Origin of the sequence: Frigoribacterium sp. NBH87, from assembly GCF_014217665.1 — a bacterium.
Taxonomy (GTDB): Bacteria; Actinomycetota; Actinomycetes; order Actinomycetales; family Microbacteriaceae; genus Frigoribacterium; species Frigoribacterium endophyticum.
In genome coordinates this window covers 734,572-760,015 of sequence record NZ_CP043650.1, presented here as the reverse complement: position 1 = coordinate 760,015, position 25,444 = coordinate 734,572, and the positions used below count along the sequence as shown (strand labels likewise).

The 25,444-nt window shown below is 73.0% G+C and carries 25 protein-coding genes; 21 read left to right on the top strand and 4 right to left on the bottom strand.

The window, feature by feature from the left end:
- Positions 1-184 precede the first annotated feature (184 nt).
- Both F1C15_RS03525 and F1C15_RS03520 read left to right on the top strand, forming a co-directional pair.
- Positions 185-1,555 carry a pitrilysin family protein gene (locus tag F1C15_RS03525; protein WP_185232976.1) on the top strand — a complete coding sequence of 457 codons (1,371 nt, stop codon included), beginning with the start codon at positions 185-187 and terminating at the stop codon, positions 1,553-1,555.
- A gap of 14 nt (positions 1,556-1,569) precedes the next feature.
- The gene (locus F1C15_RS03520; protein WP_056058759.1) at positions 1,570-2,172 is read left to right on the top strand and encodes a histidine phosphatase family protein; all 603 of its coding nucleotides are present in this window, start codon (positions 1,570-1,572) and stop codon (positions 2,170-2,172) included.
- On the opposite strand, the gene F1C15_RS03515 is transcribed toward F1C15_RS03520, so the two are convergent.
- Positions 2,169-2,690, bottom strand: coding sequence for a GNAT family N-acetyltransferase (locus F1C15_RS03515; RefSeq protein ID WP_185232974.1), 522 nt, complete (start codon positions 2,688-2,690; stop codon positions 2,169-2,171). The two genes, F1C15_RS03520 and F1C15_RS03515, sit on opposite strands and share 4 nt — an antisense overlap.
- A 50-nt stretch (positions 2,691-2,740) precedes the next feature.
- On the opposite strand from F1C15_RS03515, the gene dapB reads away from it, so the two are divergent.
- Entirely contained in the window at positions 2,741-3,472 is a 732-nt protein-coding gene (gene dapB / locus F1C15_RS03510; RefSeq protein WP_185232972.1) for a 4-hydroxy-tetrahydrodipicolinate reductase, read from the top strand.
- A complete protein-coding gene (locus F1C15_RS03505) occupies positions 3,472-3,927 on the top strand; it encodes a hypothetical protein (RefSeq protein WP_056056238.1) in 456 nt (151 codons plus the stop codon). Before dapB ends, F1C15_RS03505 begins: the two co-directional genes overlap by 1 nt.
- A gap of 12 nt (positions 3,928-3,939) precedes the next feature.
- On the opposite strand, the gene F1C15_RS03500 is transcribed toward F1C15_RS03505, so the two are convergent.
- The gene (locus F1C15_RS03500; RefSeq protein ID WP_185232970.1) at positions 3,940-4,845 is read right to left on the bottom strand and encodes a TIGR01777 family oxidoreductase; all 906 of its coding nucleotides are present in this window, start codon (positions 4,843-4,845) and stop codon (positions 3,940-3,942) included.
- A 192-nt stretch (positions 4,846-5,037) separates the two neighbouring features.
- On the opposite strand from F1C15_RS03500, the gene thyX reads away from it, so the two are divergent.
- The 16 genes from thyX to dapF all read left to right on the top strand — a co-directional run bounded on the left by thyX (position 5,038) and on the right by dapF (position 22,316).
- Entirely contained in the window at positions 5,038-5,796 is a 759-nt protein-coding gene (thyX, locus tag F1C15_RS03495) for an FAD-dependent thymidylate synthase (RefSeq protein ID WP_056058756.1), read from the top strand.
- A 95-nt stretch (positions 5,797-5,891) separates the two neighbouring features.
- Entirely contained in the window at positions 5,892-6,869 is a 978-nt protein-coding gene (dapA, locus tag F1C15_RS03490; RefSeq protein WP_056056233.1) for a 4-hydroxy-tetrahydrodipicolinate synthase, read from the top strand.
- Positions 6,866-8,542 (top strand): ribonuclease J, encoded by a 1,677-nt coding sequence (locus tag F1C15_RS03485; protein ID WP_185232968.1) that lies wholly within the window; start codon positions 6,866-6,868, stop codon positions 8,540-8,542. Before dapA ends, F1C15_RS03485 begins: the two co-directional genes overlap by 4 nt.
- A gap of 128 nt (positions 8,543-8,670) precedes the next feature.
- Complete coding sequence (locus tag F1C15_RS03480; protein WP_056056229.1) at positions 8,671-9,684, top strand: efflux RND transporter periplasmic adaptor subunit; 1,014 nt, start codon at positions 8,671-8,673, stop codon at positions 9,682-9,684.
- Positions 9,684-10,433 (top strand): ABC transporter ATP-binding protein, encoded by a 750-nt coding sequence (locus F1C15_RS03475; protein ID WP_185232966.1) that lies wholly within the window; start codon positions 9,684-9,686, stop codon positions 10,431-10,433. The genes F1C15_RS03480 and F1C15_RS03475 overlap by 1 nt, the downstream gene beginning before the upstream one ends.
- Positions 10,430-11,659 (top strand): ABC transporter permease, encoded by a 1,230-nt coding sequence (locus tag F1C15_RS03470; protein WP_185232964.1) that lies wholly within the window; start codon positions 10,430-10,432, stop codon positions 11,657-11,659. Before F1C15_RS03475 ends, F1C15_RS03470 begins: the two co-directional genes overlap by 4 nt.
- 67 nt (positions 11,660-11,726) lie before the next feature.
- Complete coding sequence (locus F1C15_RS03465; RefSeq protein ID WP_185232962.1) at positions 11,727-14,573, top strand: DNA translocase FtsK; 2,847 nt, start codon at positions 11,727-11,729, stop codon at positions 14,571-14,573.
- A gap of 3 nt (positions 14,574-14,576) precedes the next feature.
- Positions 14,577-15,221 carry a CDP-diacylglycerol--glycerol-3-phosphate 3-phosphatidyltransferase gene (gene pgsA, locus F1C15_RS03460; RefSeq protein WP_056056221.1) on the top strand — a complete coding sequence of 215 codons (645 nt, stop codon included), beginning with the start codon at positions 14,577-14,579 and terminating at the stop codon, positions 15,219-15,221.
- The gene (locus F1C15_RS03455; protein WP_056058753.1) at positions 15,221-15,712 is read left to right on the top strand and encodes a CinA family protein; all 492 of its coding nucleotides are present in this window, start codon (positions 15,221-15,223) and stop codon (positions 15,710-15,712) included. Before pgsA ends, F1C15_RS03455 begins: the two co-directional genes overlap by 1 nt.
- A gap of 143 nt (positions 15,713-15,855) precedes the next feature.
- Complete coding sequence (locus tag F1C15_RS03450) at positions 15,856-16,164, top strand: helix-turn-helix domain-containing protein (RefSeq protein ID WP_055794896.1); 309 nt, start codon at positions 15,856-15,858, stop codon at positions 16,162-16,164.
- A 93-nt stretch (positions 16,165-16,257) separates the two neighbouring features.
- A complete protein-coding gene (locus F1C15_RS03445) occupies positions 16,258-16,482 on the top strand; it encodes a DUF3046 domain-containing protein (RefSeq protein WP_185232960.1) in 225 nt (74 codons plus the stop codon).
- A gap of 293 nt (positions 16,483-16,775) precedes the next feature.
- Positions 16,776-17,837 (top strand): recombinase RecA, encoded by a 1,062-nt coding sequence (gene recA, locus F1C15_RS03440; protein WP_056058750.1) that lies wholly within the window; start codon positions 16,776-16,778, stop codon positions 17,835-17,837.
- A complete protein-coding gene (locus F1C15_RS03435; RefSeq protein WP_185232958.1) occupies positions 17,834-18,910 on the top strand; it encodes a regulatory protein RecX in 1,077 nt (358 codons plus the stop codon). Before recA ends, F1C15_RS03435 begins: the two co-directional genes overlap by 4 nt.
- 37 nt (positions 18,911-18,947) lie before the next feature.
- Positions 18,948-20,522 (top strand): tRNA (N6-isopentenyl adenosine(37)-C2)-methylthiotransferase MiaB, encoded by a 1,575-nt coding sequence (gene miaB, locus F1C15_RS03430; RefSeq protein WP_185232956.1) that lies wholly within the window; start codon positions 18,948-18,950, stop codon positions 20,520-20,522.
- A gap of 1 nt (position 20,523) precedes the next feature.
- Positions 20,524-21,435 (top strand): tRNA (adenosine(37)-N6)-dimethylallyltransferase MiaA, encoded by a 912-nt coding sequence (miaA, locus tag F1C15_RS03425; RefSeq protein WP_056056213.1) that lies wholly within the window; start codon positions 20,524-20,526, stop codon positions 21,433-21,435.
- Positions 21,432-22,316, top strand: coding sequence for a diaminopimelate epimerase (gene dapF, locus F1C15_RS03420; RefSeq protein WP_056056212.1), 885 nt, complete (start codon positions 21,432-21,434; stop codon positions 22,314-22,316). The genes miaA and dapF overlap by 4 nt, the downstream gene beginning before the upstream one ends.
- A 44-nt stretch (positions 22,317-22,360) precedes the next feature.
- Here the strand turns inward: dapF and F1C15_RS03415 are convergent, their stop codons facing one another.
- Complete coding sequence (locus F1C15_RS03415; protein ID WP_056056210.1) at positions 22,361-22,969, bottom strand: class I SAM-dependent methyltransferase; 609 nt, start codon at positions 22,967-22,969, stop codon at positions 22,361-22,363.
- 82 nt (positions 22,970-23,051) lie between these two features.
- Between F1C15_RS03415 and hflX the strand changes: the two genes are divergently transcribed.
- A complete protein-coding gene (gene hflX, locus F1C15_RS03410) occupies positions 23,052-24,599 on the top strand; it encodes a GTPase HflX (protein WP_185232954.1) in 1,548 nt (515 codons plus the stop codon).
- A 123-nt stretch (positions 24,600-24,722) separates the two neighbouring features.
- Here the strand turns inward: hflX and lexA are convergent, their stop codons facing one another.
- On the bottom strand, positions 24,723-25,409 hold the full coding sequence (lexA, locus tag F1C15_RS03405) for a transcriptional repressor LexA (RefSeq protein ID WP_056056206.1): 687 nt from the start codon (positions 25,407-25,409) through the stop codon (positions 24,723-24,725).
- Positions 25,410-25,444: the final 35 nt, after the last annotated feature.

The following is a 25,444-nucleotide window of genomic DNA, read 5'->3' as shown; positions in this document are numbered from 1 at the left end:
GGAACGCGTGCTCGGGACCTCCAGGACGTCCACAGCCGCCGACGACGACTGATCAGGGGGGTGGTGTCGCCGTCGGTGAGATCACTGTAGCACCGATGAGGACAGACGGACTCGTCTGTTTGTCCACACCCACGTCCCCCAGTTCGGGTGACGGCGCCGGAGGGCATCCCGTAGGCTCGCTCTGATGACCGGTCCTGTCTCCCTGCCCCTCGACGCGGTCGAGCTCTCCTTCGTCGCGACGGGCGACGCCCTCGTCCGCCGCAGCGTCCTGCCGACGGGGGTGCGCATCCTCAGCGAGCGCATGCCGGGCGCGCGCAGCGCCACGGTGGGCTTCTGGGTCGCGGTGGGCTCGCGCGACGAGCAGGAGGGCGAGCGGGGCTCGACCCACTTCCTCGAGCACCTGCTCTTCAAGGGCACGACGACGAGGTCCGCCCTCGACATCGCGGTGGCCTTCGAGTCGGTCGGCGGCGAGCACAACGCCGCGACCGCCAAGGAGTACACCTGCTACTACGCCCGCGTGCGCGACGTCGACCTCGACGACGCCGTCGACGTGCTGGCCGACATGCTGACGTCGGCGTCGCTCGACCCCGTCGAGTTCGAGACCGAGCGCGGGGTCATCCTCGAGGAGCTGGCGATGGCCGACGACGACCCGGCCGACGTCGCGGGCGAGCGCCTCTTCGAGTCGGTCTTCGGCGACCACCCCCTGGGCCGCCCCATCGGCGGCACCCCCGAGAGCATCCGCGCCGCGTCGCGCGACGACGTGCACCGCCACTGGCTCGAGAACTACCGGCCCCGCGACCTCGTCGTCACCGTCGCCGGCGCCGTCGAGCACGACCACCTCGTCGAGCGCCTCACGGCCGCCCTCGACCGGTCCGACTGGTCGACGGAGGCCGCGTCGCCCGTCGCCCGGCGGTCGACGGCCGCGGTCGTGCCCACGCCGGCCGAGCCCGTCACGATCGTGCGGCGCCCGCTCGAGCAGGCCACCGTCCTGCTCGGCCTGCCCGGCATCTCCGCGGCCGACGAGCGTCGCTCCTCGCTGGCCGTCCTCAACTCCGTGCTGGGCGGGGGCATGTCGTCGCGCCTCTTCCAGGAGGTCCGTGAGCGTCGCGGCCTCGCGTACTCGGTCTACTCGTTCGCGTCGAGCTACTCCGACGCCGGCGTGTTCGGCCTCTACGCCGGCTGCACGCCGTCGAACGCCGGTCGGGTGTCGCGCCTGATGCTCGACGAGCTCGACCGCCTCGCCGACGACGGCATCACCGACGACGAGCACCGCCGTGCGCTCGGCCAGCTGGGCGGCGCCGCCGCCCTCGCGCTGGAGGACAGCGACACGCGCATGAACCGGCTCGGCCGGGCAGAGCTCTCGCTCGGCGAGTTCGTCGACCTCGACGCCTCGCTCGACCGCATCGCCCGCGTCACCACCGACGACGTCCGCGAGCTCGCCGGGGCCCTGCGCGGCGGAGCCCTCTCGACTGTCGTCGTCGGCGACCTCGACGCCGCCGGCCTCGGCGTGCCGAGCGCGCCCGACGTGCCCGGCCCGGCAGCCACCACCCCATGAACCAGGAGACGACGGTGTCCCACTACCTCTACCTCGTCCGGCACGGCGAACAGCAGGACGCCGAGCACGGGCTGCCCGACGGCCCGCTCTCCGAGCGGGGCAAGCGCCAGGCGCGGCTCATCGCCGAGCGCCTCGGCGGCGTCCCGTTCGACGCCGCGTGGCACTCCCCGCTCGAGCGGGCCGCCGAGACCGCCCGCATCATGACCGAGCGGCTGCCGGCCCTCGAGTCGCAGCCCTCGACGCTGCTCTTCGACTGCGTGCCGTCCGGCCCGACGCCCGACATGCCCGCGGCCTACAAGCCGTTCTTCGGCGGGGTGACCGACGAGGAGGTCGAGGCGGGGCAGGCGCAGATGGCCGACGCCGTCTCCGAGTGGCTGACCCCGGCCCGCGAGGACCGCCACGACCTCCTCATCACGCACAACTTCGTGATCGGGTGGTTCGTCCGCGAGGTCTTCGGGGCTCCGGACTGGCGCTGGATGGGCGTCAACCAGGCCAACGCCGGCCTGACGATCATCCGCGTCCGCTCGGCGAAGCCGCCGGAGCTCGTCACCCACAACGACCTCGGGCACCTGCCGGTCGAGCTCCGCACCGGCCTCCCGGTGGAGCAGCCGATCTAGCTCAGGGGAGCCGTGCGGCCCAGTGCCTTCCGGTACCAGGCCGTCGCGTTCGGGTTGGCGTTGTAGGGCTCGATCCGCTCGTAGCCCGACGAGCGGTAGAGGCTGCCGGCGGCCGCGAGGCTGTCGTTCGTGTCGAGCACGAGCTCGTCCGCACCGAGGTCGCGCGCCCGGCGCTCCAGCTCGTCGAGGAGCGCCCGACCGAGCCCCCGGCCCCGCCCGGCGGGGGAGACGAAGAGGTGCTTGACCTCGAATCGCACCTCGCCGCCGGGCCCCGGAGCCACGGCGCGGACGCCGCCGCAGCCGAGCGACGCCGACTCGTCGGGGCCCGGCGCCGCGCCGGCCTCCTCCTCCGCGACGACGAAGACGCCGGCGGGCGGCGTGAACGCGGCCGGGTCGGGGAGCGTGGTCACGTAGGCCGCCGGCCCGCCGGGGAAGGTGCGGGCCCGCTCGGCGAAGTAGGCGGTCAGCAGCTCGGCGGCGACGGGCGCCGTGACGTCGACGGGGCGGAACCTGCTCATGGGCACCATGCTAGGTCGCCCCGGGAGCCCCGGCCGGTAGGTTGGTCCCCATGACTTCCCGCATCGCCGTGGTCGGGGCCACGGGCACGCTCGGCTCGTTCATCGTCGACCTCGTCGAGCGCACCGACGGCCTCGAGCTGCACGCCGGCCTGTCGTCGCGCGACGACCTCGACGGCGTCCTCGGCGCCGACCTCGTGGTCGACGTGACGCACCCCGCCGTGAGCCCCGGCATCGTCGAGCACGTCGTGCGGGCCGGCCTCCCCGTGCTCGTCGGCACCTCGGGCTGGAGCGCCGAGCGCATCGCGAAGCTGTCGACGATCGTCGCCGACGTCGCGGGCCCCGGCGTCCTCGTCGTGCCGAACTTCAGCCTGGGGTCGGTGCTGGCCACGCGGTTCGCGACGATGGCGGCCCGGTTCTACGACTCGATCGAGATCGTCGAGTCGCACCACGACGGCAAGGTCGACTCGCCCTCCGGCACGGCCGTCCGCACCGCCGAGCTCATCGCGGAGGCCCGGCGAGACCTCGGCCCGGTCGCCGCCCCGTTCTCCGACCAGCGCGCCCGCGGCCAGCAGGTCGCCAGCGTGCCGGTGCACAGCCTGCGGATGCGCGGCGTGGTCGCCCAGCAGTCGGTGATCCTGGGAGGCGCGGGCGAGACCCTGACGCTGACCCACGACACGCTGTCGCAGAGCGCGTACGAGAAGGGCCTCCTGGTCGCGATCGAGGCGGCTCCCACCGTCAGCGGCGTCGTGGTCGGCCTCGACCGCGTGCTGCCCCTCGACTGATGAAGGGCCGCGTCGCCGCGCTCGTCATGGCGCTGCTGCTGCTGCTCTACGTCGTGCTCGTCGCGCAGCGCGCGTACCTCTTCCTCCGGACGGGCGAGCCGATCGCGGTCGTCCTCGGCGCCGCCCTCGTGGTGCTGCCGCTGCTCGGCGCCTGGGCGCTCGTCGTCGAGCTCCGCTTCGGCGCCCGGACCCAGCAGATGGTCCGTGAACTGACCGCCTCGGGAGAGCTCCCCGTCGACGACGTGCCGCGCCGCGCCTCCGGCCGGTACGACCGCGAGGCCGCCGACGCGGCCTTCCCGCGGTGGGCGGCGGAGGCGGCGGAGTCGCCCGACGACTGGCGCTCCTGGTTCCGGCTCGGGCTGGCCTACGACGCGTGCGGCGACCGACGGCGGGCCCGGAAGGCCCTGCGCTGGTCGATCAAGCTCCGCGGGGAGGCGGCGGCCTCCTCGCGCTGACCGCCCTCCCCCTCAGAGGGTCGAGACCAGGGCGTCGACGGCCTCGTCGACGGTGCGGTGACGGAAGGCGAAGCCGTCGGCGAGGAGCTTGGCGGGCACGACCTGCTGGCTCGGCAGCAGCATCTCGCGCCCCGCCTCCTGCATCGCGCCGGAGATGACGAACTCGGGCACGGTGAGGGCGTAGGGCTTCCCGAGGTCACCGGCCAGCCGGCGGGTCAGCTCGTCGCTCGTGGCCGGCGTCGGGCCGGCGAGGTTCACGGGCCCCTCGAGGGTCGAGGTGAGCAGGTGCACGATCGCGGCGGCCTCGTCGTGCAGGCTGATCCAGGGCCAGAACTGGTCGCCGGTGCCGAGGCGCGAGCCGAGTCCGAGGCGGGTCAGGGGGAGGAGGGGCTTCAGGGCGCCACCGGGGCCCACGACCACGCCGGTGCGCAGGTGGGCGACGCGCGTGCCCGAGGGCGCCTCGGCGGTCGCGGCCTCCCACTCGGCGACGACGTCGCTGAGGAAGCCGGTGCCGCGGGGGCTCTCCTCGGTCAGGCGCTCCCCGGGGCGGTCGCCGTAGATCCCGACGGCCGACCCGCTCAGGAAGACCGTCGGCGGCGTCTCGGCCCGGGCCATGCCCCGCGCGAGGGTCTGGGTCGCCGACACGCGCGACGCCACGATCTCCTTCTTGTAGCCCGGGGTCCAGGGCAGGCGGCCGAGGTTCGCGCCGCTCAGGTTCACGACGGCGTCGGCCCGGTCGAGCACGGTGTAGTCGACGATGCCGGCGGCGGGCACCCAGGTGACCTGGTCGTCGTCACGGGCCTCGCCGCGGACGAGCGCCACGACGCGGTGGCCGGCCTCCCGCAGCTGCCGGGTGAGCTCGGTGCCGACCAGGCCGGAGGCGCCGGAGACGAGGACGGTGAGGGGTGCGTCGGTCATGGGGCCCTGGCTTTCACGGTGCGGGGGGAGCGGGGAGGGAGGTGCTCCCCGAGAGCGTAGGCGCGCCTCCTGGTGGTCGTCCCGAGGCGCACGGGCGAGGCGGCCGGGAGGGCGCCCGGGGAGACGCTCGGCGGGAGGGGCTGCGGAGGTAGAGTCGTCGCCGTGTCTGATGCCGCTGCCGTTGACCCCGTGATCCAGTCCGCCGAGAACCACCCCGTCGAGCACGACGTCGAGTTCCGCTCCGACGTGACCGTCGAGCTCGTCCGCTCCAGCGCCCACGACAGCGACGTGCTGTTCGCCGCGCGCGTGTCGACGATGGGCGAGCTCACCCTCGAGGGCGCGCAGGCCTCCGCCGAGGGCGAGCAGGCGACCAAGGGCGCCGGCCTCATCAACTACCTGATGCGCGACCGCCACGGCTCGCCGTTCGAGCACAACTCGATGACCTTCTACGTCCAGGCGCCGATCTTCGTCTTCCGCGAGTTCATGCGGCACCGCATGGCGAGCTACAACGAGGAGAGCGGTCGCTACCGCGAGCTCAACCCGGTCTTCTACGTGCCCGCCGAGACGCGCAACCTGCAGCAGGTCGGCAAGCCGGGCGCCTACGACTTCCTGCCCGGCACGCCCGAGCAGTCGGCCCTCGTGCGGTCGGAGACCGAGCGCACCTCGCGGGAGGCCTACGCCGCCTACAAGCGCATGCTCGACGAGGGCATCGCCCGCGAGGTCGCCCGCATCGTCCTGCCGCTCAACATCTACTCGTCGATGTACGTCACGGTGAACGCCCGCTCGCTGATGAACTTCCTCAGCCTGCGCACCAAGCGTGAGGGCACGCACTTCCCGTCGTTCCCGCAGCGGGAGATCGAGATGTGCGCGGAGAAGATGGAGGACCTCTGGGCCGAGCTGATGCCCCTCACCTACGCGGCGTTCGGCAAGAACGGTCGCGTCGCGCCGTAGGGCCGGCCGCCCCGGGGAGGCGCGGTGACGTCGTCGACGCCGGTCGCGCCTCCTGCACGCCCGCCCCGACGGAGCGAGCCAGTACGCTGGTCGACGTGTCTGACATCAGCAACCCCTTCGGGCAGGTCCTCGTCGCTCTCGTCACCCCGTTCACCGCTGACGGCGAGGTCGACTGGGCCGCGACCGAGAAGCACATCGACGACTGCATCACCGCGGGTGCCGACGGCATCGTCGTCACCGGCACCACCGGCGAGACGAGCACGCTGACCGACCCGGAGAAGCTCCGGCTCGTCGAGGTCGGCAAGTCGGTGTCGGCCGGCCGAGCGAAGATCATCACGGGCGGCGGCTCGAACGAGACCGCGCACGCCATCCAGCTCTACAAGGCGAGCGAGGCGGCGGGCGCCGACGGCGTGATGATCGTCACGCCGTACTACAACAAGCCCACGCAGGCGGGCGTCCTCACGCACTTCCGCATGATCGCCGACGCGACCGACCTGCCGGTGATCCTCTACGACATCCCCGGCCGCACGGGCATCCCGATCAAGTACGAGACGCTGCTGCGGGCCGCGAAGCACCCGAACATCGTCGCCGTGAAGGACGCCAAGGGCGACTTCGCCGAGGTGAGCCGGGTCATCAACCAGACCGACCTCCTGTACTTCTCGGGCGACGACGCCAACGTCCTGCCGCACCTCTCGATCGGCGCCTCCGGCCTGATCGGGGTCACGGCGAACATCGCCGCCGCGCCGTACCGCACGATCGTGGACGCCGTGAACGCGGGCGACCTGCACACCGCCACCGCGGCGCACCAGATGCTCGAGCCGCTCGTGCGCGCCGTCATGACGCACGTGCCCGGCACGGTCGCGGCCAAGTACATCCTGCACGGCCTCGGCCGCATCTCCAGCCCGCGCGTGCGCCTGCCGCTCGTCGGCCCGGAGGACAGCGAGGCCGCGCTGATCGAGGACGAGCTGTCGCACGTCGGCGAGATCCCCGGCCTCGACCTCAGCCGCTTCCGCCCCGACCGCAACGCGGCGGCCGGCGGCGCCCTGCCCAAGGTGCACGGCACCACGCGATGACCACGACGATCCAGGACCCTCCCGCGCTCGAGCCCGGCACGCTGCGCGTCGTGCCGGTGGGCGGACTCGGCGAGATCGGCCGCAACATGACGATCTACGAGATCGACGGCAAGCTGCTCGTGGTCGACTGCGGCGTGCTCTTCCCGGAGGAGCACCAGCCCGGCGTCGACCTGATCCTGCCCGACTTCTCGCCGCTGCGGGACCGCCTCGACGACGTCCTCGCCATCGTGCTGACGCACGGCCACGAGGACCACATCGGCGCCGTGCCGTACCTGCTCCGCCTCCGCGCCGACATCCCGCTGATCGGGTCGCAGCTGACCCTCGCGCTGATCGAGGCGAAGCTCAAGGAGCACCGGATCACGCCGTGGTCGCTGACCGTCCGCGAGGGCGGCCGCGAGACCCTCGGGCCGTTCGAGCTCGAGTTCGTCGCGGTGAACCACTCCATCCCCGACGCCCTCGCCGTGGCCATCCGCACCTCGGCGGGCCTCGTGCTCCACACGGGCGACTTCAAGATGGACCAGCTGCCGCTCGACGACCGCGTCACCGACCTCCGGGCGTTCGCCCGGCTGGGCGAGGAGGGCGTCGACCTCTTCCTGCCCGACTCGACCAACGCCGACGTCCCCGGGTTCACGGCGCTCGAGCGCGACATCGGCCCCGTCCTCGACGACGTCATCCGCCGCGCGCCGCGCCGGGTCGTCGTCGCGAGCTTCTCGAGCCACGTCCACCGCGTCCAGCAGGTGCTCGACGCCGCGCACGCGAACGGCCGCCGCGTCGCCTTCATGGGGCGCTCGATGGTCCGCAACATGGGCATCGCCGCCGACCTCGGCTACCTGAGGGTGCCCGACGGCGTGCTGATCGACGCGAAGAAGGCGAAGGACCTCCCCGACGACCGCATCGTCTACATGAGCACGGGCTCGCAGGGCGAACCCATGGCCGTCCTGGCGCGCATGGCGAACATGGAGCACCAGATCGAGATCGGCCGCGACGACACGGTCATCCTCGCCTCGAGCCTGATCCCCGGCAACGAGAACGCCGTCTACCGGGTGATCGACGGGCTCACGAAGCTCGGGGCCAAGGTCGTGCACAAGGGCAACGCGAAGGTCCACGTCTCCGGCCACGCCTCGGCCGGCGAGCTCCTGTACTGCTACAACGTGCTCCGGCCCCGCAACGTCATGCCGGTCCACGGCGAGCACCGGCACCTGTACGCCAACGCCGCCCTGGCGGTCCGCACCGGCGTCCCCGAGCAGAACACCGTGCTCGGCGAGGACGGCGTCGTCGTCGACCTGAAGGACGGCGTGGCCACCGTCGTCGGCCAGCTCGACCTCGGCTACGTCTACGTCGACGGCTCGACCGTCGGCGAGATCACCGACGCCGACCTGAAAGACCGGCGGATCCTCAGCGAGGAGGGCTTCATCTCGATCTTCGTCGCCCTCGACGCGCAGACCGGCCGTGTCGTCGTCGGGCCCGAGATCCAGTCGCGCGGCTTCGCGGAGGACGACTCGGTGTTCGACGCGGTGCTGCCGAAGATCATCGCGGCCCTGGCCGAGGCCGCCGAGGGCGGCACGCGAGACACGCACCAGTTCAGCCAGGTCGTCCGCCGCACGGTCGGTCGCTGGGTCAACACGCAGCACCGTCGGCGCCCGATGATCGTGCCGGTCGTCATCAGCGCGTAGGGCCTCGGGGCCGCCACGGACGAGGGGCCTCCGCCGCCGGGAAGTCATCCCGGCGACGGAGGCCTCCGTCGTCCCCCCGCTCCTAGGGTGAGCACGTTCCGTCCGTTGCTCCGAAGGGGGAGTCGCCCGTGCGCGTGGCCAAGACCTGGATCTTCCCGATCCTCCGCATCCTGATCTTCACTGCGATCGCCGTCGCCCTCGTCAAGCTCGCGTTCTTCGCCGCGCCGGACGCCGCGTCCGGCTCGGTCGCCGTCCCGACCGGCGAGGCGGTCGAGCCCCAGGTCGCCGTGGCGGTCGGCACCGTCACGAACGACGTCACCGTCGACGCCACGGTCGAGGCCGACGCCGCGTCCGTCGCTCCGGCCACCCTCGCCGGCACCGTCGTGACGGTCGTCGTCGAGAAGGGCCAGGTCGTCGCGGCGGGCGACAAGATCGCCACGCTCCGCTCGGAGACCCCGCAGGAGGCGCTCGTCGCGGCGGACGGGACGGTCACCGAGCGTGCCCCCGTCGTCAAGACCGCCGTGGTGGCGGCCCCGGTGGCCGGCACCGTCACGGAGCTCCCCGTGATCAAGGACCAGATCGTGGCCGTGGGCGACCCGGTGGCGAAGGTGGCGCCTCCCACCTTCCACGTCACGGGCTCGCTGGCCGCCGACCAGCTGTACCGCCTCGTCAGCCGCCCCACGGAGGGCACGGCGTCGATCCCGGGAGGGCCGGCGCCGTTCGCGTGCACGGCGCTCGTCGTGGGCGGCGTCGGCGCCGCGGCGCCGTCGACGTCGGGCGACGGCGGCGACCCCGCCGCGACCGGCACCTCCGGTCAGTCGGTGAGCTGCGCCGTGCCGGCCGACGTCACGGTGTTCGCCGGGCTCGCGACGACGTTGACCATCCCCGCCGGCGTGGCGACCGACGTGCTGACCGTCCCGCTCACCGCCGTCGAGGGCGCGGCCGGCAAGGGCGTCGTGACCGTGGTCGGCGCCGACGGCACGCAGGAGGAGCGCGAGATCACGCTCGGCATCAACGACGGCACGGCCGTCGAGGTGACGGGCGGCCTCGTCGAGGGCGACACGGTGCTCGAGTTCGTGCCGGGCGCCGTCGCCCCGCAGGAGGGCTGCGTCGACCCGATGACCGGAGAGGTCCTCTGCTGATGCCGCTGATCCGGCTCGAGGGCGTGACCAAGACGGTGCCCCTGGCCGACGGGGCGGCCCTCGACATCCTCCGCGGCGTCGACCTCGTCGTCGACGCCGGGGAGCACGTGAGCATCGTGGGCCGCTCCGGCTCGGGCAAGTCGACCCTGCTGAACATCCTCGGCCTCATCGACGCGCCGACCACGGGCACGCACTCGTTCGACGACGTCGACGTGAGCGGGCTCCGGTCGGGGGCGCGTGACCGCCTGCGGGGCGAGCAGGTCGGCTTCATCTTCCAGCAGTTCAACCTGCTCCAGGGGCGGACGGCGCTCGAGAACGTCATGACGCCGCTGCTCTACGCGCGCGGCCGACGGTTCTGGCGGCGACGGTCGATCGCCGCGGAGATGCTCGAGAAGGTCGGGCTCGGCGACCGGGTCGACTCGATGCCGCACCGTCTCTCCGGGGGCGAGCAGCAGCGCGTCGCCATTGCTCGCTCGCTGGTGCGCGACCCCCGCGTCATCCTCGCCGACGAGCCGACGGGGGCGCTCGACATCGAGACGGGCGCGACGGTCATGCGCCTCCTCGACGACATCTCGTCCGACACCGGCGCGGCCCTCGTCACCATCACGCACGACCTCGCGGTCGCGGGCCTCGCGGCCCGGCACTACGCGCTCGACGCCGGCGTGCTGTCGGCGGCACGGCTGGGCGGCGAGCTCGCCGGCCCGTCGGCGCTCGTGCCCGCGACCGCGACCGCGGAGCCCGCGGCGTGACCGGGCTGCTGTCGAGCGTCGTGGGGGCGTTCGTCGAGGCCTGGTCGGAGCTGCGGGTCAACAAGCTGCGCGTGCTGCTCAGCCTCGTCGGGGTCGCGGTCGCCGTGGCGGCGCTGACGGCCGTGGTCGGCCTCGGCAGCCTCGCCGAGCAGTCGACGCGGGAGTCGTCGGAGAAGTCCGGGGGCCGACCGGCCACGTACACGGTCTCCGCCTACACGACGGGCGCCGGGGTGCTCGACCCCGCCCTCGTCGACCGGGAGTTCCGCTCGACGATGTCGCGGTACGACGTCACCTGGGCGTCGGAGGCCCTCTACACGACGCGCTCCGTGCAGCTGCCGGGCGGGCTCACCGACGTGTCGGCGCAGATCGTCGACCCCGAGTACGGCGAGATGCACCGCGTCGCCCTGGCCGAGGGGTCGTGGTTCGTCGACGGCGACGAGCGTCGCATGGCGCCCGCGGTCGTCGTGAACGAGGCCCTGTGGGAGCAGCTCGGCCGTCCGCCCGTCTCGTCGCACCCGACCCTGCAGCTCCGCGGCGCCGACTCGGCGACGGGGGTGGTCGTCGGCGTGACCGCCGCGCTCTACGAGGGGGAGGGGCCCGCGATCTTCCTCCTCCCCTCCGACGAGCTCGACCTCGTACCGGTCTCGCAGGGGGGCTACCCGGAGTCACCGCAGTACGAGATGTGGCTGCCGCCGGGGTCGGGCGACGAGCTCAGCGCGATGGTGCAGGGCAACCTGGCCGCCGCCCTCGGCGACGACGTCCAGGTGGACGTGAGCCGGACGGACTACGCCGCGTACGCCGGCGACACCGATCCCTTCCTGCCGATCAAGCTGACGATCACCGGGGTCGGGGTGCTCGTGCTGCTGCTCGGCGGTCTCGGGCTCGTCAACATCGCCCTGGTGACGGTCCGCCAGCGCATCCGCGAGATCGGGGTGCGGAGGTCGTTCGGGGCGACGGCCCCGCGGGTCTTCTTCTCGGTGATGCTGGAGAGCGTCGCGGGCACCGTCGTGGCCGGCGTGGTGGGCGTGATGGTGGCCGTCCTGGTCGTGCAGAACGGCACCGTGCAGGGGTTCATCGCGCAGGGGGCGGTCGACGACCTGCCGGCCTTCCCGATCACGGCGGCCCTGATCGGCCTCGGCTCGGCGACGGTGATCGGCGCGGTCGCCGGGCTCCTGCCGGCCCTCGTCGCGGTGCGCGTCAAGGTCATCGACGCCATCCGCTACTGACCCCGCCCGCCGCTGACGCGCCGCCCGCCTCCGACCCGCGTCGGGGGCGGGCGGTACCCTCGAGCCCATGGCCACGCCCACCAAGCAGACCCCGCGATCGCGCTCCGGCTCCCGCGCGTCCGGCGCCCGCGGCGCGACGGCTGCCACCAAGAAGCTCCCGACGCCCCCTCCCGCGGCGGTCGACCCGGGCCCCGGCGTCGTCACGCGTGCCTGGATGGGCCTGGCGCACGCCACCGGCGGCGCCTTCCGCCTGCTCGGCCGCGAGGCGCTCGACGCCAGCGAACGCCGCGACGGGGTGCCGTTCCTGCTCGTCCTGCTCGCCGTCGCGGGCGCCGCGGTCGAGTGGCTGAACCCGACGAGCCCCGTCGCGCAGGCGCTCGACGCCTACACGTTCGGGGCGCTGGTCGGCCGGGTCGCCTATGCCCTGCCGGTGATCATGGTCCTCTTCGCGGGCTGGCTCTTCCGGCACCCGGCCTCCGTGCACGACAACACGCGGATGGGCATCGGCCTCGGCCTGATGATCGTGTCGATCAGCGCGCTCTGCCACATCTTCGGCGGGCAGCCCCAGGCCGCGGAGGGCCTGCCCGCCCTCGCCGGCGGCGGCGGCGTGCTCGGCTGGCTCGTCGCCTCCTGGATGGTCGCCCTGGCCACCGAGTGGGTGGCCGTCCCGGTGGTCGTCGTGCTCCTCGTCTTCTCCGTCCTCATCACGACCAAGACCCCGCCGAACCACATCGGTCGACGCCTCGGCGAGCTCTACGCCTGGCTGTTCGGCGCGACCGCGGCCGAGCCCGGCACCGCCGAGGCCGCCGACGGGTCGACCGACGACGCCGAGAGCCTCCCGTGGTGGCGACGCACCAAGAGCGGTCGAGAAGACGACCCCGCCTACGACACCCCCGTCCTCACCGAGGCGCCGCCCGAGCGGTCTACCCGCCCGTCCCGGCGCGATCGCCGGGCCTCCGGCCCCGCCGCGGTCGAGGCCGCGCCGACGAGCCCCCGCTTCGTCGACGAGGGCGCCACCGACGTCTTCGACATCAGCCTGCTGGACGAGCTCGACCGGGCCGAGGAGGCCGTCCGCGCCCGGGGCGTCGAGGTGCCCCCGGCCCCGGCTGCTGCCCCGGCTCCGGCCGCGGTCCGTGACGACTCCGCGACCGCGGCGACGACGGTGCTGCCGAGCGTGCCCGCGTCGCTGCCGCCCGCCGACCTCGCTGAGAGCGACGTCGCCGCGGCGGTGCTGGCCCCGGACGACGACGAGCTGCCGCCCGCGTCGCTCGACGTCGACGACGACTCGCCGCAGGCTCCCTACCGCCTGCCCGCCGCCTCCACCCTGGCCGTGGGCCCGCCCGCCAAGGCCCGCAGCGAGGCGAACGACGAGATCGTGCGCTCGATCACGGAGGTGCTCCGGCAGTTCTCGGTCGACGCCAAGGTCGTCGGCTTCAGCCGTGGCCCGACGGTCACCCGCTACGAGATCGAGCTCGGCCCGGGCGTGAAGGTCGAGAAGGTCACCGCGCTCAGCAAGAACCTCTCGTACGCGGTCGCGTCGAACGAGGTGCGGATCCTCTCGCCCATCCCCGGCAAGAGCGCGATCGGCGTCGAGATCCCCAACACCGACCGCGAGACGGTGTCGCTGGGCGACGTGCTGCGCTCCGGAGCCGCCGCGAAGAGCGTGCACCCGATGACGATCGGCGTCGGCAAGGACGTCGAGGGCGGCTACGTCGTCGCCAACCTCGCCAAGATGCCGCACCTGCTCGTGGCCGGCGCCACGGGCTCGGGCAAGTCGAGCTTCGTCAACTCGATGATCACGTCGCTGCTGATGCGGGCCAAGCCGACCGACGTGCGGATGGTCCTGATCGACCCGAAGCGCGTCGAGCTCTCGATCTACGCGGGCGTGCCGCACCTCATCACCCCCATCATCACGAACCCCAAGAAGGCCGCCGAGGCGCTCCAGTGGGTCGTGAAGGAGATGGACATGAGGTACGACGACCTCGCCAGCTTCGGCTTCCGGCACATCGACGACTTCAACCGCGCCGTGGTCGCGGGCGAGCTCGTCCTGCCCGCGGGCAGCGCGCGCACCCTCAAGCCCTACCCGTACCTCCTCGTGGTCGTCGACGAGCTCGCCGACCTGATGATGGTCGCCCCCCGCGACGTCGAGGACAGCATCGTGCGCATCACGCAGCTGGCCCGCGCCTCCGGCATCCACCTCGTGCTCGCCACGCAGCGCCCCTCGGTCGACGTCGTGACCGGCCTCATCAAGGCCAACGTGCCGTCCCGCTTCGCCTTCGCGGTGTCGAGCGTCACCGACTCGCGCGTCATCCTCGACCAGCCGGGCGCCGACAAGCTGATCGGCCAGGGCGACGGGCTCTTCCTGCCGATGGGCGCCTCCAAGGCGATGCGCGTGCAGGGCGCCTGGGTCCAGGAGGACGAGATCGCCCAGGTCGTGGCGCACGTCACGCGCCAGGCGCGCCCCGACTACCGGCCCGACGTGGCCGCGGTGGTCGAGAAGAAGGAGATCGACGGCGACATCGGCGACGACCTCGAGCTCCTGCTCGCGGCCGCCGAGCTCGTCGTCAGCACGCAGTTCGGCTCGACGTCGATGCTGCAGCGCAAGCTCCGGGTCGGCTTCGCCAAGGCGGGTCGCCTGATGGACCTGATGGAGTCGCGCGACATCGTCGGTCCCTCCGAGGGCTCGAAGGCGCGTGACGTGCTCGTGACTCCCGAGCAGCTCCCGGGGGTGCTGGCGAAGCTGCGCGGCGGCGACGACGAGCACGGGGCGGGCGCGCCCGCCGGCCTGTCCTCCGGGTCGAGCCCGCGACCGGGCTACGACGACGACCCCGTCGCCGAGATGACGCGGGGCTACGACGAGGTCGACGGCGACGAGGGGTCGGAAGACGCCTGGGGCCTGACCGGGAGGGACTGACCCATGACCGACGACCGCAGCGGAGGCGCGTCCCCCGCACCGGCGACGTTCCCCTTCCGAGGGCGCTTCGCGAGCAAGGGCCCGGGGCCCGCGAGCACGGCCAACATCGCGAACGTCGTGACGGTGGTGCGGATCCTCATGGCCCCGCTGTTCATCGCGTGGCTGCTCGTCGACGACGGTGCCGACGGGCCGCTGCGCATCGCGGCGGCGGTGCTCTTCGTCGTGGCGATCCTCACCGACAGCCTCGACGGCGCCCTCGCCCGCGGGCTGGACCTCGTCACCGACTTCGGCAAGATCGTCGATCCGATCGCCGACAAGGTCCTCATCGGTGGGGCGCTCGTCTCGCTGACGATCCTCGGCGAGCTGCCGTGGTGGGTGACGGCCCTGATCCTGCTCCGCGAGGTCGGGATCACCGTCTACCGGTTCATCGTCATCCGTGACCGCGTCGTGCCGGCCTCCCGCGGGGGGAAGCTCAAGACGGTCCTCCAGGCCGTGGCCGTCACGCTCGCCCTCTTCCCGCTCTGGAACGTGTTCGGCGAGGGGATGCACTGGGTGAACGGCGTCCTCATGACGGCCGCCCTCGTGGCGACCCTCGTCTCCGGAGCCGACTACCTGCGCGTCGCCGCGAAGCACGGGCGCGGAGCGTGATCGCCGACGCGTCGTCGGTCGTCTCCGAGCTGGCGCGTCGCGGCCAGACCGTCGCCGTCGCGGAGTCGCTGACCGGCGGCCTCGTCGTGGCGGAGCTGGTCTCGGTGCCCGGGGCGTCCGCCGTCGTGCACGGGGGAGTGGTGGCCTACGCGACCGAGCTCAAGCACACCGTCCTCGGCGTCGACGCTGCACGGCTCGCCGCGACGGGGCCCGTGGACCCCGACGTCGCGGCGGCCATGGCCGCGGGCGTGCGTGAGCGCCTCGCCGTCGCCGGGGCGCCGGCCACCCTCGGCCTCGCGACGACCGGCGTGGCCGGGCCGGGCCCCCAGGGAGACCTGCCCGCGGGCACGGTCTACATCGCGCTGGCCACCGCCGACGACAGTCGGGTACGGCGTCTCGACCTCCGGGGCGACCGCGGAGCCATCCGATCGGGCACCGTCTCCGAACTCCTGTCACTGCTGGCTGAGTGGCTCGACGACACGCGGGAATGATCCGCGTTTCGGTCTCGTTACAACTGCCGGGTTCACAAGCGTCGTACAGATCGTGGTGGTTACAGTGACAACGATCGTCGCGCAGATACACCCGCCCACCACTGACGTCCGTCTGGTGGGTCGTCCATCCGGAGGAGGGTCCCATGGTTCTGGTTCGTCAAGAAATCGGTGACGTCCTTCGCGACTTCCGCCTGCAGAAGGGCCGGACGCTCCGACAGGTCGCCAGCAAGGCGAGCGTCGCGCTCGGGTACCTCAGCGAGGTCGAGCGTGGTCAGAAAGAGGCCAGCTCCGAGATCCTCGCGTCGGTGGCTGACGCGCTCGAGACGCCCATCTCGGTGATCATGCGCGAGGTGGGTGACCGCATGGCGGTCATCGAGGGCCTCAACCCGATCCCCGACACGCTGCCCGACGACCTCGTCGCCGAGTTCGACACCGACCTCGCGGTGCGCTGAGCTCCCGCTCACCACGTCGCCCGAACGCCCCCGGCCCAGGCCGGGGGCGTTCGTCCTGTGCGGGGCGAGGGGCGTCGCGGGTACCCTCGAGCGATGCGCAAGAGCGAGTTAAGTCGTGCCGTCGCCGACGAGTTCGGGGAGGCCTACGGCCGCGTCGTGACCCGCGACCTGGTCATCGCCGAGCTCGGCGACCGCACCGCCGACGAGGCCGTGGCCCAGGGCGTGCCCCCGCGCGACGTCTGGCTGGCGCTCTGCGCCGCCGAGGGCGTCCCCGTCGCCCGGAGGCACGGCGTCGGGCTGCCCGAGCCCCGACGCTGAGTCGCGCTGCCGGTCGTCGGAGCGTTCGACACGCCGCGTGCCCCTGTCGAACATCCGTTCGGATCGGTGTAGCGTCCTCCCCAGGGCGTCGAAGCCTCGTGTTCTCCACCGGCCACCACGCCGGCACACCCGGTGTCGGTGGTGGCTCGTAGCGTTCACTGCATCGACGTTCCACCGGTCCCGACCCTCGTCGGGGCCACCAGCCTTGTCGTCACGCTGAGCTCCTTGCCCCACCGGTGCCCAGCGACGCGACAGCCTACAGGCGCACGGACATCACCCCGAAGGAGAACAGCATGCCCTCAGCAGAGAACCGCGAGAAGGCCCTCGAGACCGCTCTCGCGCAGATCGACCGTCAGTTCGGCAAGGGTGCTGTCATGCGCCTCGGCAGCGACGAGCGCGCTCCCGTCGCCGTCATCCCCACCGGCTCGATCGCGCTGGACGTCGCGCTCGGCATCGGCGGCATCCCTCGTGGCCGCATCGTCGAGATCTACGGCCCCGAGTCGTCCGGCAAGACGACGCTGACCCTGCACGCGATCGCCAACGCCCAGCGCAACGGCGGCATCGCGGCCTTCATCGACGCCGAGCACGCGCTCGACCCGGAGTACGCCAAGAAGCTCGGCGTCGACATCGACGCCCTCCTCGTGTCGCAGCCCGACACCGGTGAGCAGGCCCTCGAGATCGCCGACATGCTCGTGCGGTCCGGCTCCATCGACCTCATCGTCATCGACTCCGTCGCCGCTCTCGTTCCCCGTGCCGAGATCGAGGGCGAGATGGGCGACTCTCACGTCGGCCTCCAGGCCCGCCTGATGTCGCAGGCCCTCCGCAAGCTGACCGGTGGCCTGAGCCAGACCGGCACGACGATGATCTTCATCAACCAGCTGCGCGAGAAGATCGGCGTGTTCTTCGGCAGCCCCGAGACGACCGCCGGCGGCAAGGCGCTCAAGTTCTACGCGTCGGTCCGTCTCGACATCCGTCGCATCGAGACCCTGAAAGACGGCACCGACGCGGTCGGCAACCGGACGCGGGTCAAGGTCGTCAAGAACAAGATGGCGCCGCCCTTCAAGCAGGCCGAGTTCGACATCCTCTACGGCGTCGGCATCTCGCGCGAGGGCAGCCTGATCGACTTCGGCGTCGAGCACGGAATCGTCCGCAAGTCCGGTGCCTGGTACACCTACGAGGGCGACCAGCTCGGTCAGGGCAAGGAGAACTCGCGCAACTTCCTGATCAAGAACGCGCCCGTCGCCGACGAGATCGAGCAGAAGATCCTCGCGAAGCTCGGCGTCGGCGCTGCTGCGGCCCCGGCGGCCCCGGTCGAGTCGATCGAGGCGAAGATCGCCGCTCGCAAGGGCGCATGACGCACGACGACGAGCAGGGCGACGGCTCGGCCCTCGCCCCCGTGACACCGCTCTTCGGTGTCCGGGGTGCGGGGCCGGGCCGTCGGCCCGTGTCCAGCGACGCGCCTCCCGCGCCGCTCGCCGACGACACCACGGCCCCGCGACGTCGTCTCGACGTCGTGCCCCCCGTCGAGCCGGTCACCACGGAGTCGCTCGACGCTGACGACGGCGACGCGGCCCTCGACCCCGACGGCGACGTGCAGCTCGACCCCGTGACGGGCTGGGCGGTCTCCGGCCCGCTGGGCTCGGGGTCCGGCCGACCCGACGCTGTCGACGGCGCTCCCGCCGTCGACGAGGCGAGCCTCGGGGAGGGCGACACGGCGTCGACTCCCGGTGATCCCGTCGCCGAGACCGCCGAACGGCTGGCTGCGATCAGCGCCCACTGGTCGGCCCCGACGTCGCCGGAGCCGACCGCGGAGGAGCCGCCGGCGTTCAGCTCGCCCCGCAGCCGGTCACGGCTCCGCGCCGTCGAGCCCACGATCGTTCCCGACGCGGACGCGACCGAGCAGGAGCCGGAGCCCGAGCCCGAGGACCTCGACGCCCAGCAGCGACGTGCCGAGAACGTCAGCCTCCACGCCCTGTCGCGCCGCGGCGTGTCCTCCGCCGAGATGACGACGCTGCTCCGCAGCCGTGACCTCGACGAGGAGATCGTGCTGGGCGAGGTGGCTCGCCTGGAGGGCGTCGGGCTGCTCAACGACCGCGAGCTCGCCGAGAACCTCGTCCGCTCCAAGCAGGAGCGCAAGGGGCTCGGTCGGGGAGCCGTGACGTCGGAGCTCCGGCAGCGCGGGCTCGACGCCTCGGTCGTCGAGGAGGCCCTGGCCGACATCGACGACGACGACGAGCAGTCCCGGGCCGACGAGTGGGCCCGCAAGCGCGTCGGGTCCCTCCGCGGGCTCGACCACGCCACCGCCGAGCGACGCCTGAACGGGTACCTGATGAGGCGCGGCTACCGCTCCGACGTCGTGCGGCGTGCGATCGAGAAGGTGCTGCCGCGCGGTGGCAGCCCTCGGGGCGGCGGCGTCCGCTTCGAGTGACCGAGGGGGCGGGGGCGCCGATCTACACTGGGTCACCATGACGACGGTCACCTCCGCCCCGCTCCCGGCCGCTCCGGCGGAGGTCCGTCCGCGCACCTACGAGGTGCGCACCTACGGCTGCCAGATGAACGTCCACGACTCTGAGCGGCTGCGCGGCTCGCTCGAGGCGTCCGGCCTCGTCGCAGCCCCGGAGGGGGCGGAGGCCGACGTCGTCGTCATCAACACCTGTGCGGTTCGCGAGAACGCCGACAAGAAGCTCTACGGCACGCTCGGGCAGCTGGCCGGGGTCAAGCGGAAGCACGCCGGCATGCAGATCGCCGTCGGCGGCTGCCTCGCCCAGAAGGACCGCGCGGCCGTCCTCGAGGCCGCGCCCTGGGTCGACGTGGTCTTCGGGACCCACAACACGGGCTCCCTCCCGGCCCTGCTCGAGCGCGCGCGGCACAACGACGAGGCGCAGGTCGAGATCCTGGAGTCCCTCGAGGTCTTCCCGTCGACCCTGCCGACCAAGCGCGAGTCCACGCACAGCGGCTGGGTGAGCATCTCGGTCGGCTGCAACAACACCTGCACCTTCTGCATCGTCCCGACCCTGCGGGGCAAGGAGCGTGACCGGCGGCCCGGCGACGTCCTCGCCGAGGTCCGGTCGCTCGTCGACGACGGCGTGATCGAGGTGACCCTCCTCGGCCAGAACGTCAACAGCTACGGCGTCGAGTTCGGTGACCGGCTCGCCTTCTCGAAGCTGCTGCGGGCGGTGGGCCAGGTCGAGGGCCTCGAGCGAGTGAGGTTCACGAGCCCGCACCCGGCGTCGTTCACCGACGACGTCATCGAGGCGATGGCCGAGACGCCCACCGTCATGCCGCAGCTCCACATGCCCCTCCAGTCCGGCTCCGACCGGGTGCTGCGCGCCATGCGACGGAGCTACCGCAGCGAGAAGTTCCTGGGCATCCTCGACCGCGTCCGTGCCGCGATGCCGCACGCGGCGATCAGCACCGACATCATCGTGGGCTTCCCCGGCGAGACCGAGGCCGACTTCGCCGAGACCCTCCGGGTCGTCGAGGAGGCGCGGTTCGCGTCCGCCTTCACCTTCCAGTACTCGGTGCGGCCCGGCACCCCGGCCGGCGAGATGCCCGACCAGTTGCCGAAGGCCGTCGTGCAGGAGCGCTACGAGCGTCTCGTCGCCCTGCAGGACTCCATCTCCGCCGCGGAGAACCGTGCCCAGGTCGGGCGGCTCGTCCAGGTCATGGTCGCCGCCGGCGAGGGCCGGAAGGACGCGGCGACGCACCGGCTCTCCGGCCGCGCCGAAGACAGCCGCCTCGTGCACGTCGAGGTGCCGCGCGGCGCCGAGGTCCCGCGTCCCGGCGACGTCGTCTCGGTGCAGGTCACCGACGCTGCGCCGTTCTACCTGATCGCCGACGCGGGCCCCGGCCGCCCCTGGAGCCTCCGCCGCACGCGGGCGGGCGACGCGTGGGACCGCGCCCAGGCGGCGTCCTGCGGTGTCCCCGCGACCGTGGGGGGCGCCTCCGGCACGACCGCCGCGCCGCGCGTGTCGCTGGGCATCCCGACGCTCCGGGTCGCGACGACGCCGATCTACAGCACGACCGACGACCTCCGCTGACGTGCTGGTCGCGATCGTCGGCTCGACCGGCACGGGGAAGTCCGCGTTCTCCCTCGACCTCGCCGAGGCCCTCGCCGCCCGCGGGGCGGCGGCGGAGGTCGTCAACGCCGACGCGATGCAGCTGTACCGCGGCATGGACGTCGGCACGGCGAAGCTGCCCCCGGCCGAGCGCCGGGGAGTGCCGCACCACCTCCTCGACGTCCTCGACGTGACGGACGAGGCGAGCGTCGAGTGGTACCAGAAGGAGGCGCGCGCGGCCGTCGACGCCGTCCTGGCCCGCGGCGCCGTGCCCCTCCTGGTGGGCGGCTCCGGGCTGTACGTCTCGAGCGTGCTCTACGACTACCGCTTCCCCGGCACCGACCCGGTCGTGCGGGCGCGGTTCGAGGCGCTGGGCGAGAGCGGGGGGCCGCGGGCGCTCCACGCGCTGCTCCGCGAGACCGACCCCCGCGCGGCCGAGTCCATCGGCCCGCACAACGCCCGACGGCTCGTGCGGGCGCTCGAGGTGGGGGAGATCACGGGGGAGCCGTTCTCCGCCTCCCTGCCCGACGAGGCGCCCCGGTGGCGCGACTCCCACGTGGTCGGCCTCCGCGAGGAGCGCTCCGTCCTCGTGCAGCGGCTCGACGAGCGCGTCGACGCCATGTGGGCGGGCGGGCTCCTCGACGAGGTCGCGCACCTCACGACGCTCGGCCTCGACCGGGGCGTCACCGCCCGCCGGGCGATCGGCTACGCGCAGGCTGCGGCGCAGCTGCGGGGCGAGGTCGACCAGCAGGAGGCGGTGGAGACCACGCAGGCCCTCACGCGTCGCTACGCCCGCCGCCAGGTCAGCTGGTTCCGCCGCCTGCCCGACGTCGACTGGTCGGAGACGGGGGAGGCCGGGGCCGTCGAGCGGGCCGTCGCTAGACTCCTCGGGTGACTACCACCCTGCAGTTCACCAAGGGCCAGGGCACCGGCAACGACTTCGTGTTGTTCACCGATGCCGACGCCGAGGTCGACCTCGACCCCGTGACGATCCGGGCGCTGACCGACCGCCACTTCGGCGTGGGCGGCGACGGCGTCATCCGGGCCGTGAAGACGGCGTCGCTGCCCGGCGGCGCCGCGCCCTTCGTCGACGACGGCGCCGGTTCCCCCGAGTGGTTCATGGACTACCACAACGCCGACGGCAGCGTCGCCGAGATGTGCGGCAACGGCATCCGCGTCTACGTGCGCTACCTGCTCGAGCGCGGCCTCGTCGAGCTCGCCGAGGGCGAGCGCCTCGCGATCGGCACCCGCGCCGGGGTCCGCTGGGTCGAGCGGTCCGTCGACGGCTTCCGCGTCGACCTCGGGGCCTGGCGCCTCGACGACGCCGAGCCGACCGTGCGCGCCCGCGAGCTGCACGCCGCGCGCCCCGGCCTCTCGCTCTCCGTGGGCAACCCCCACGTCGTCGTCGCGCTGGCCGGCGACGCCGAGCTCGACGCGGTCGACCTCGGCTACGCGCCGATGCTCGACCCCGTGCCGAGCGACGGCGCCAACGTCGAGTTCGTCGTCCCCTCCGACCCTCTGGTCGTCGACGGCGTCGGCCGCATCCGCATGCGCGTCCACGAGCGCGGCAGCGGCGAGACGCTCTCCTGCGGCACCGGCGCGGCGGCCGCGGCCCTCGCGACCCGCCACTGGGCGGGCACGGGCGCCCCGGCGTCCTGGCTCGTCACGGTGCCGGGCGGCGTGGTCGGCGTCCGCGTCACGGAGCACCCCGACGGCGAGCACGTCTCGCTGAGCGGGCCGGCCGAGCTGGTCTACAGCGGCGCCCTGACCCTCTGAGGCGCAGCGCTCCCTCGCGGGGGCCGACCCGCGCCTCCCCGGGGTCAGCTGCGGGTGGCGCGGAGGATGCGGTACCCCTTGCTGGTGGAGGCGCGGTGCACGTCGACGACGTCGCCCATGGTCTCGCCGATCCAGCGCTGCAGGGAGTCCGCGCCGAGGTTCTTCTGCACGACGAGCCAGGCGTCGGCCCCCTCCTCGAGCCGGGGGAGCCAGCGCTCGAGGATGCCGTGCAGGTCGGCCTTGCCGACGCGGATGGGCGGGTTCGACCAGATGGTCGCGAAGCGGACGTCGTCGGGAACATCGTCCGGGGTGACGGCGTTGACGTTGTGGAGGCCGGCGGCCCGGGCGTTCTCGCGCACGAGCTGCAGGACCCTCTCGTTCACGTCGACGGCCCACACCGTCGCGTCGGGTGACATCAGCGCGAGGCTCAGGGTGACGGGCCCCCATCCGCACCCGACGTCGAGGAGGTCGCCCACCGGGGGCGGCGCCGGGGTGCCGGCCAGCAGCACCGACGTGCCGGGGTCGACCCGGCCGGGGCTGAAGACGCCCGCGGCCGTCGTGATCGAGAGCTCACGGCCCGCGAGGGTCGCCGTGATCGTGCGACGACGCAGCTCGCTCTCCGGGTTCGGGGAGAAGTAGTGCTCGCTCGACATGACCCACAACCTACCGAAGATGCAGGGCCCGCCCGTCCGGGCGCCCTGCGACCTGCCTGACGAAAGGGCTACGATCACACCGATGACAGACACTCCCTCCACCCCGCTCGACGCCGAGCAGGGCGACCAGCTGCCCGAAGACGTCGTCGCCCGGGTGCTGGAGCGCGCGGCGGCCCGCTCCTCCGCGTACACCGTCTTCTCGCCCGCGCAGGCGATCCAGACCCGCTCCCTGGCCGACGCCGGCTCCGACGGCGAGCAGCTCGACCGTGACGACCGCGCCGCGCTCCGGCGCGTGGGCGGCCTGTCGACCGAGCTCGAGGACGTCACCGAGGTCGAGTACCGCCAGCTGCGGCTCGAGAACGTCGTGCTGATCGGCGTCTGGTCGCAGGGGTCGCTCGGCGACGCCGAGAACTCCCTGCGAGAGCTCGCCGCCCTGGCCGAGACCGCCGGTGCGGTCGTGCTCGACGGCCTCCTGCAGCGGCGTCCGAACCCCGACCCCAGCACGTACCTCGGCAAGGGCAAGGCGGAGGAGCTCCGGCAGACCGTCGCCGCGCTCGGCGCCGACACGGTCATCGCCGACACTGAGCTCGCGCCCAGCCAGCGACGCGCCCTCGAGGACGTCGTGAAGGTCAAGGTCATCGACCGAACCGCGGTGATCCTCGACATCTTCAGCCAGCACGCCAAGAGCCGCGAGGGCAAGGCGCAGGTCGAGCTCGCGCAGCTCGAGTACCTGCTGCCCCGCCTCCGTGGCTGGGGCGAGTCGATGTCGCGCCAGGCCGGTGGCCAGGTCGGCGGCGCCGGTGCCGGCATGGGCAGCCGTGGCCCCGGTGAGACGAAGATCGAGCTGGACCGTCGCCGCATCCACACGCGCATGGCGCGCCTCCGTCGCCAGATCAAGGAGATGAAGCCGGCGCGCGACGCCAAGCGCGCGAACCGCGACCGCAACGAGGTGCCCTCCGTCGCGATCGCGGGCTACACGAACGCCGGCAAGAGCAGCCTGCTGAACCGCCTGACGAGCGCGGGCGTCCTGGTCGAGAACGCCCTGTTCGCGACCCTCGACGCGACCGTGCGCAAGAGCACGACGCCCGACGGCCGCCCGTTCACGTACGTCGACACGGTCGGCTTCGTGCGCAACCTGCCGCACCAGCTCGTCGAGGCGTTCCGGTCGACCCTCGAGGAGGTCGCCGCGAGCGACGTCATCGTGCACGTGGTCGACGGCTCGCACCCCGACCCGGCCGCGCAGCTGGCGACCGTGCGCCAGGTGATCTCCGAGGTCGACGGCCACGACATCGCCGAGGTCGTCGTCTTCAACAAGGCCGACCTCGTCGACGCCGACCAGCGGCTCGTGCTGCAGGGCCTCGAGCCCTCGGCGGTCTTCGTCTCCGCCCGGACGGGCGAGGGCGTCGACGAGCTGCTCGACCGCGTCGCCGGCCTCCTGCCGGAGCCCGAGGTCGAGGTCGACCTGCTCGTGCCGTACGACCGCGGAGAGGTCGTGGCGCACCTGCACGACGCGGGCCGCGTCGTCTCGACCGACTACGAGGAGGCCGGCACGCGCCTCCACGCCCGGGTGTACCCGAGCGACGTGGCCGCCCTGGCACCGTTCGTGCAGCCGGCGGTCGCCCGGCGCTGAGCGCCGGCCCTCCGCCACAGCACGAAGGCCCCCTGCCGTCTCGGCAGGGGGCCTTCGTCGTCGTGGTCGACGGTGGTGCAGGAGTCGCGGGTCGTGCCGTCGAGGCCGCCGCGACCCAGCCCGCTACACCGAGCGCAGCACCGCCACGACCTTGCCGACGATCTGGGCGTGGTCGCCCAGGATCGGCTCGAAGGCGCTGTTGCGGGGGAGCAGCCAGGTGTGGCCGTCGCGCTGGCGGAAGACCTTGACGGTCGCCTCGTCGTCGAGCATCGCGGCGACGATGTCGCCGTTCTCCGCGCTCTGCTGCTGGCGGACGACGACCCAGTCGCCGTCGCAGATGGCGGCGTCGACCATGGAGTCGCCGACGACGCGCAGCATGAAGAGGTCGCCCTTGCCCACGAGCTGGCGGGGCAGGGGCATGACGTCCTCCACCTGCTGCTCGGCGGTGATGGGCACGCCGGCGGCGATCCGGCCGACCATGGGCACGTGGGCGGTGTCGCCGTCGTCGCTGCTGGTGAGGATGGTGGTGACGGGAGCGGAGGGGGCCGACTCGTCGGCGAGCACCTCGAGGGCGCGGGGCCGGTTCGGGTCGCGGCGGATGCGGCCGGCGAGCTCGAGCTGGTTGAGCTGGTGCGTGACGCTCGACAGCGAGCGGAGGCCGACCGCGTCGCCGATCTCGCGCATGCTCGGCGGGTAGCCGCTCTGGGCGATGCTCGCCTGGATGGCCGCCAGGATCGACTCCTGCTTCGCCGTCAGTGCCTTGCGGGAGGGGGCCGTCACGGCCGCGCTCGCGCGCTGCGGGTCGCTCATCTGTCTCCTGACGTCGGATGTCGGTGGTCGCTGTT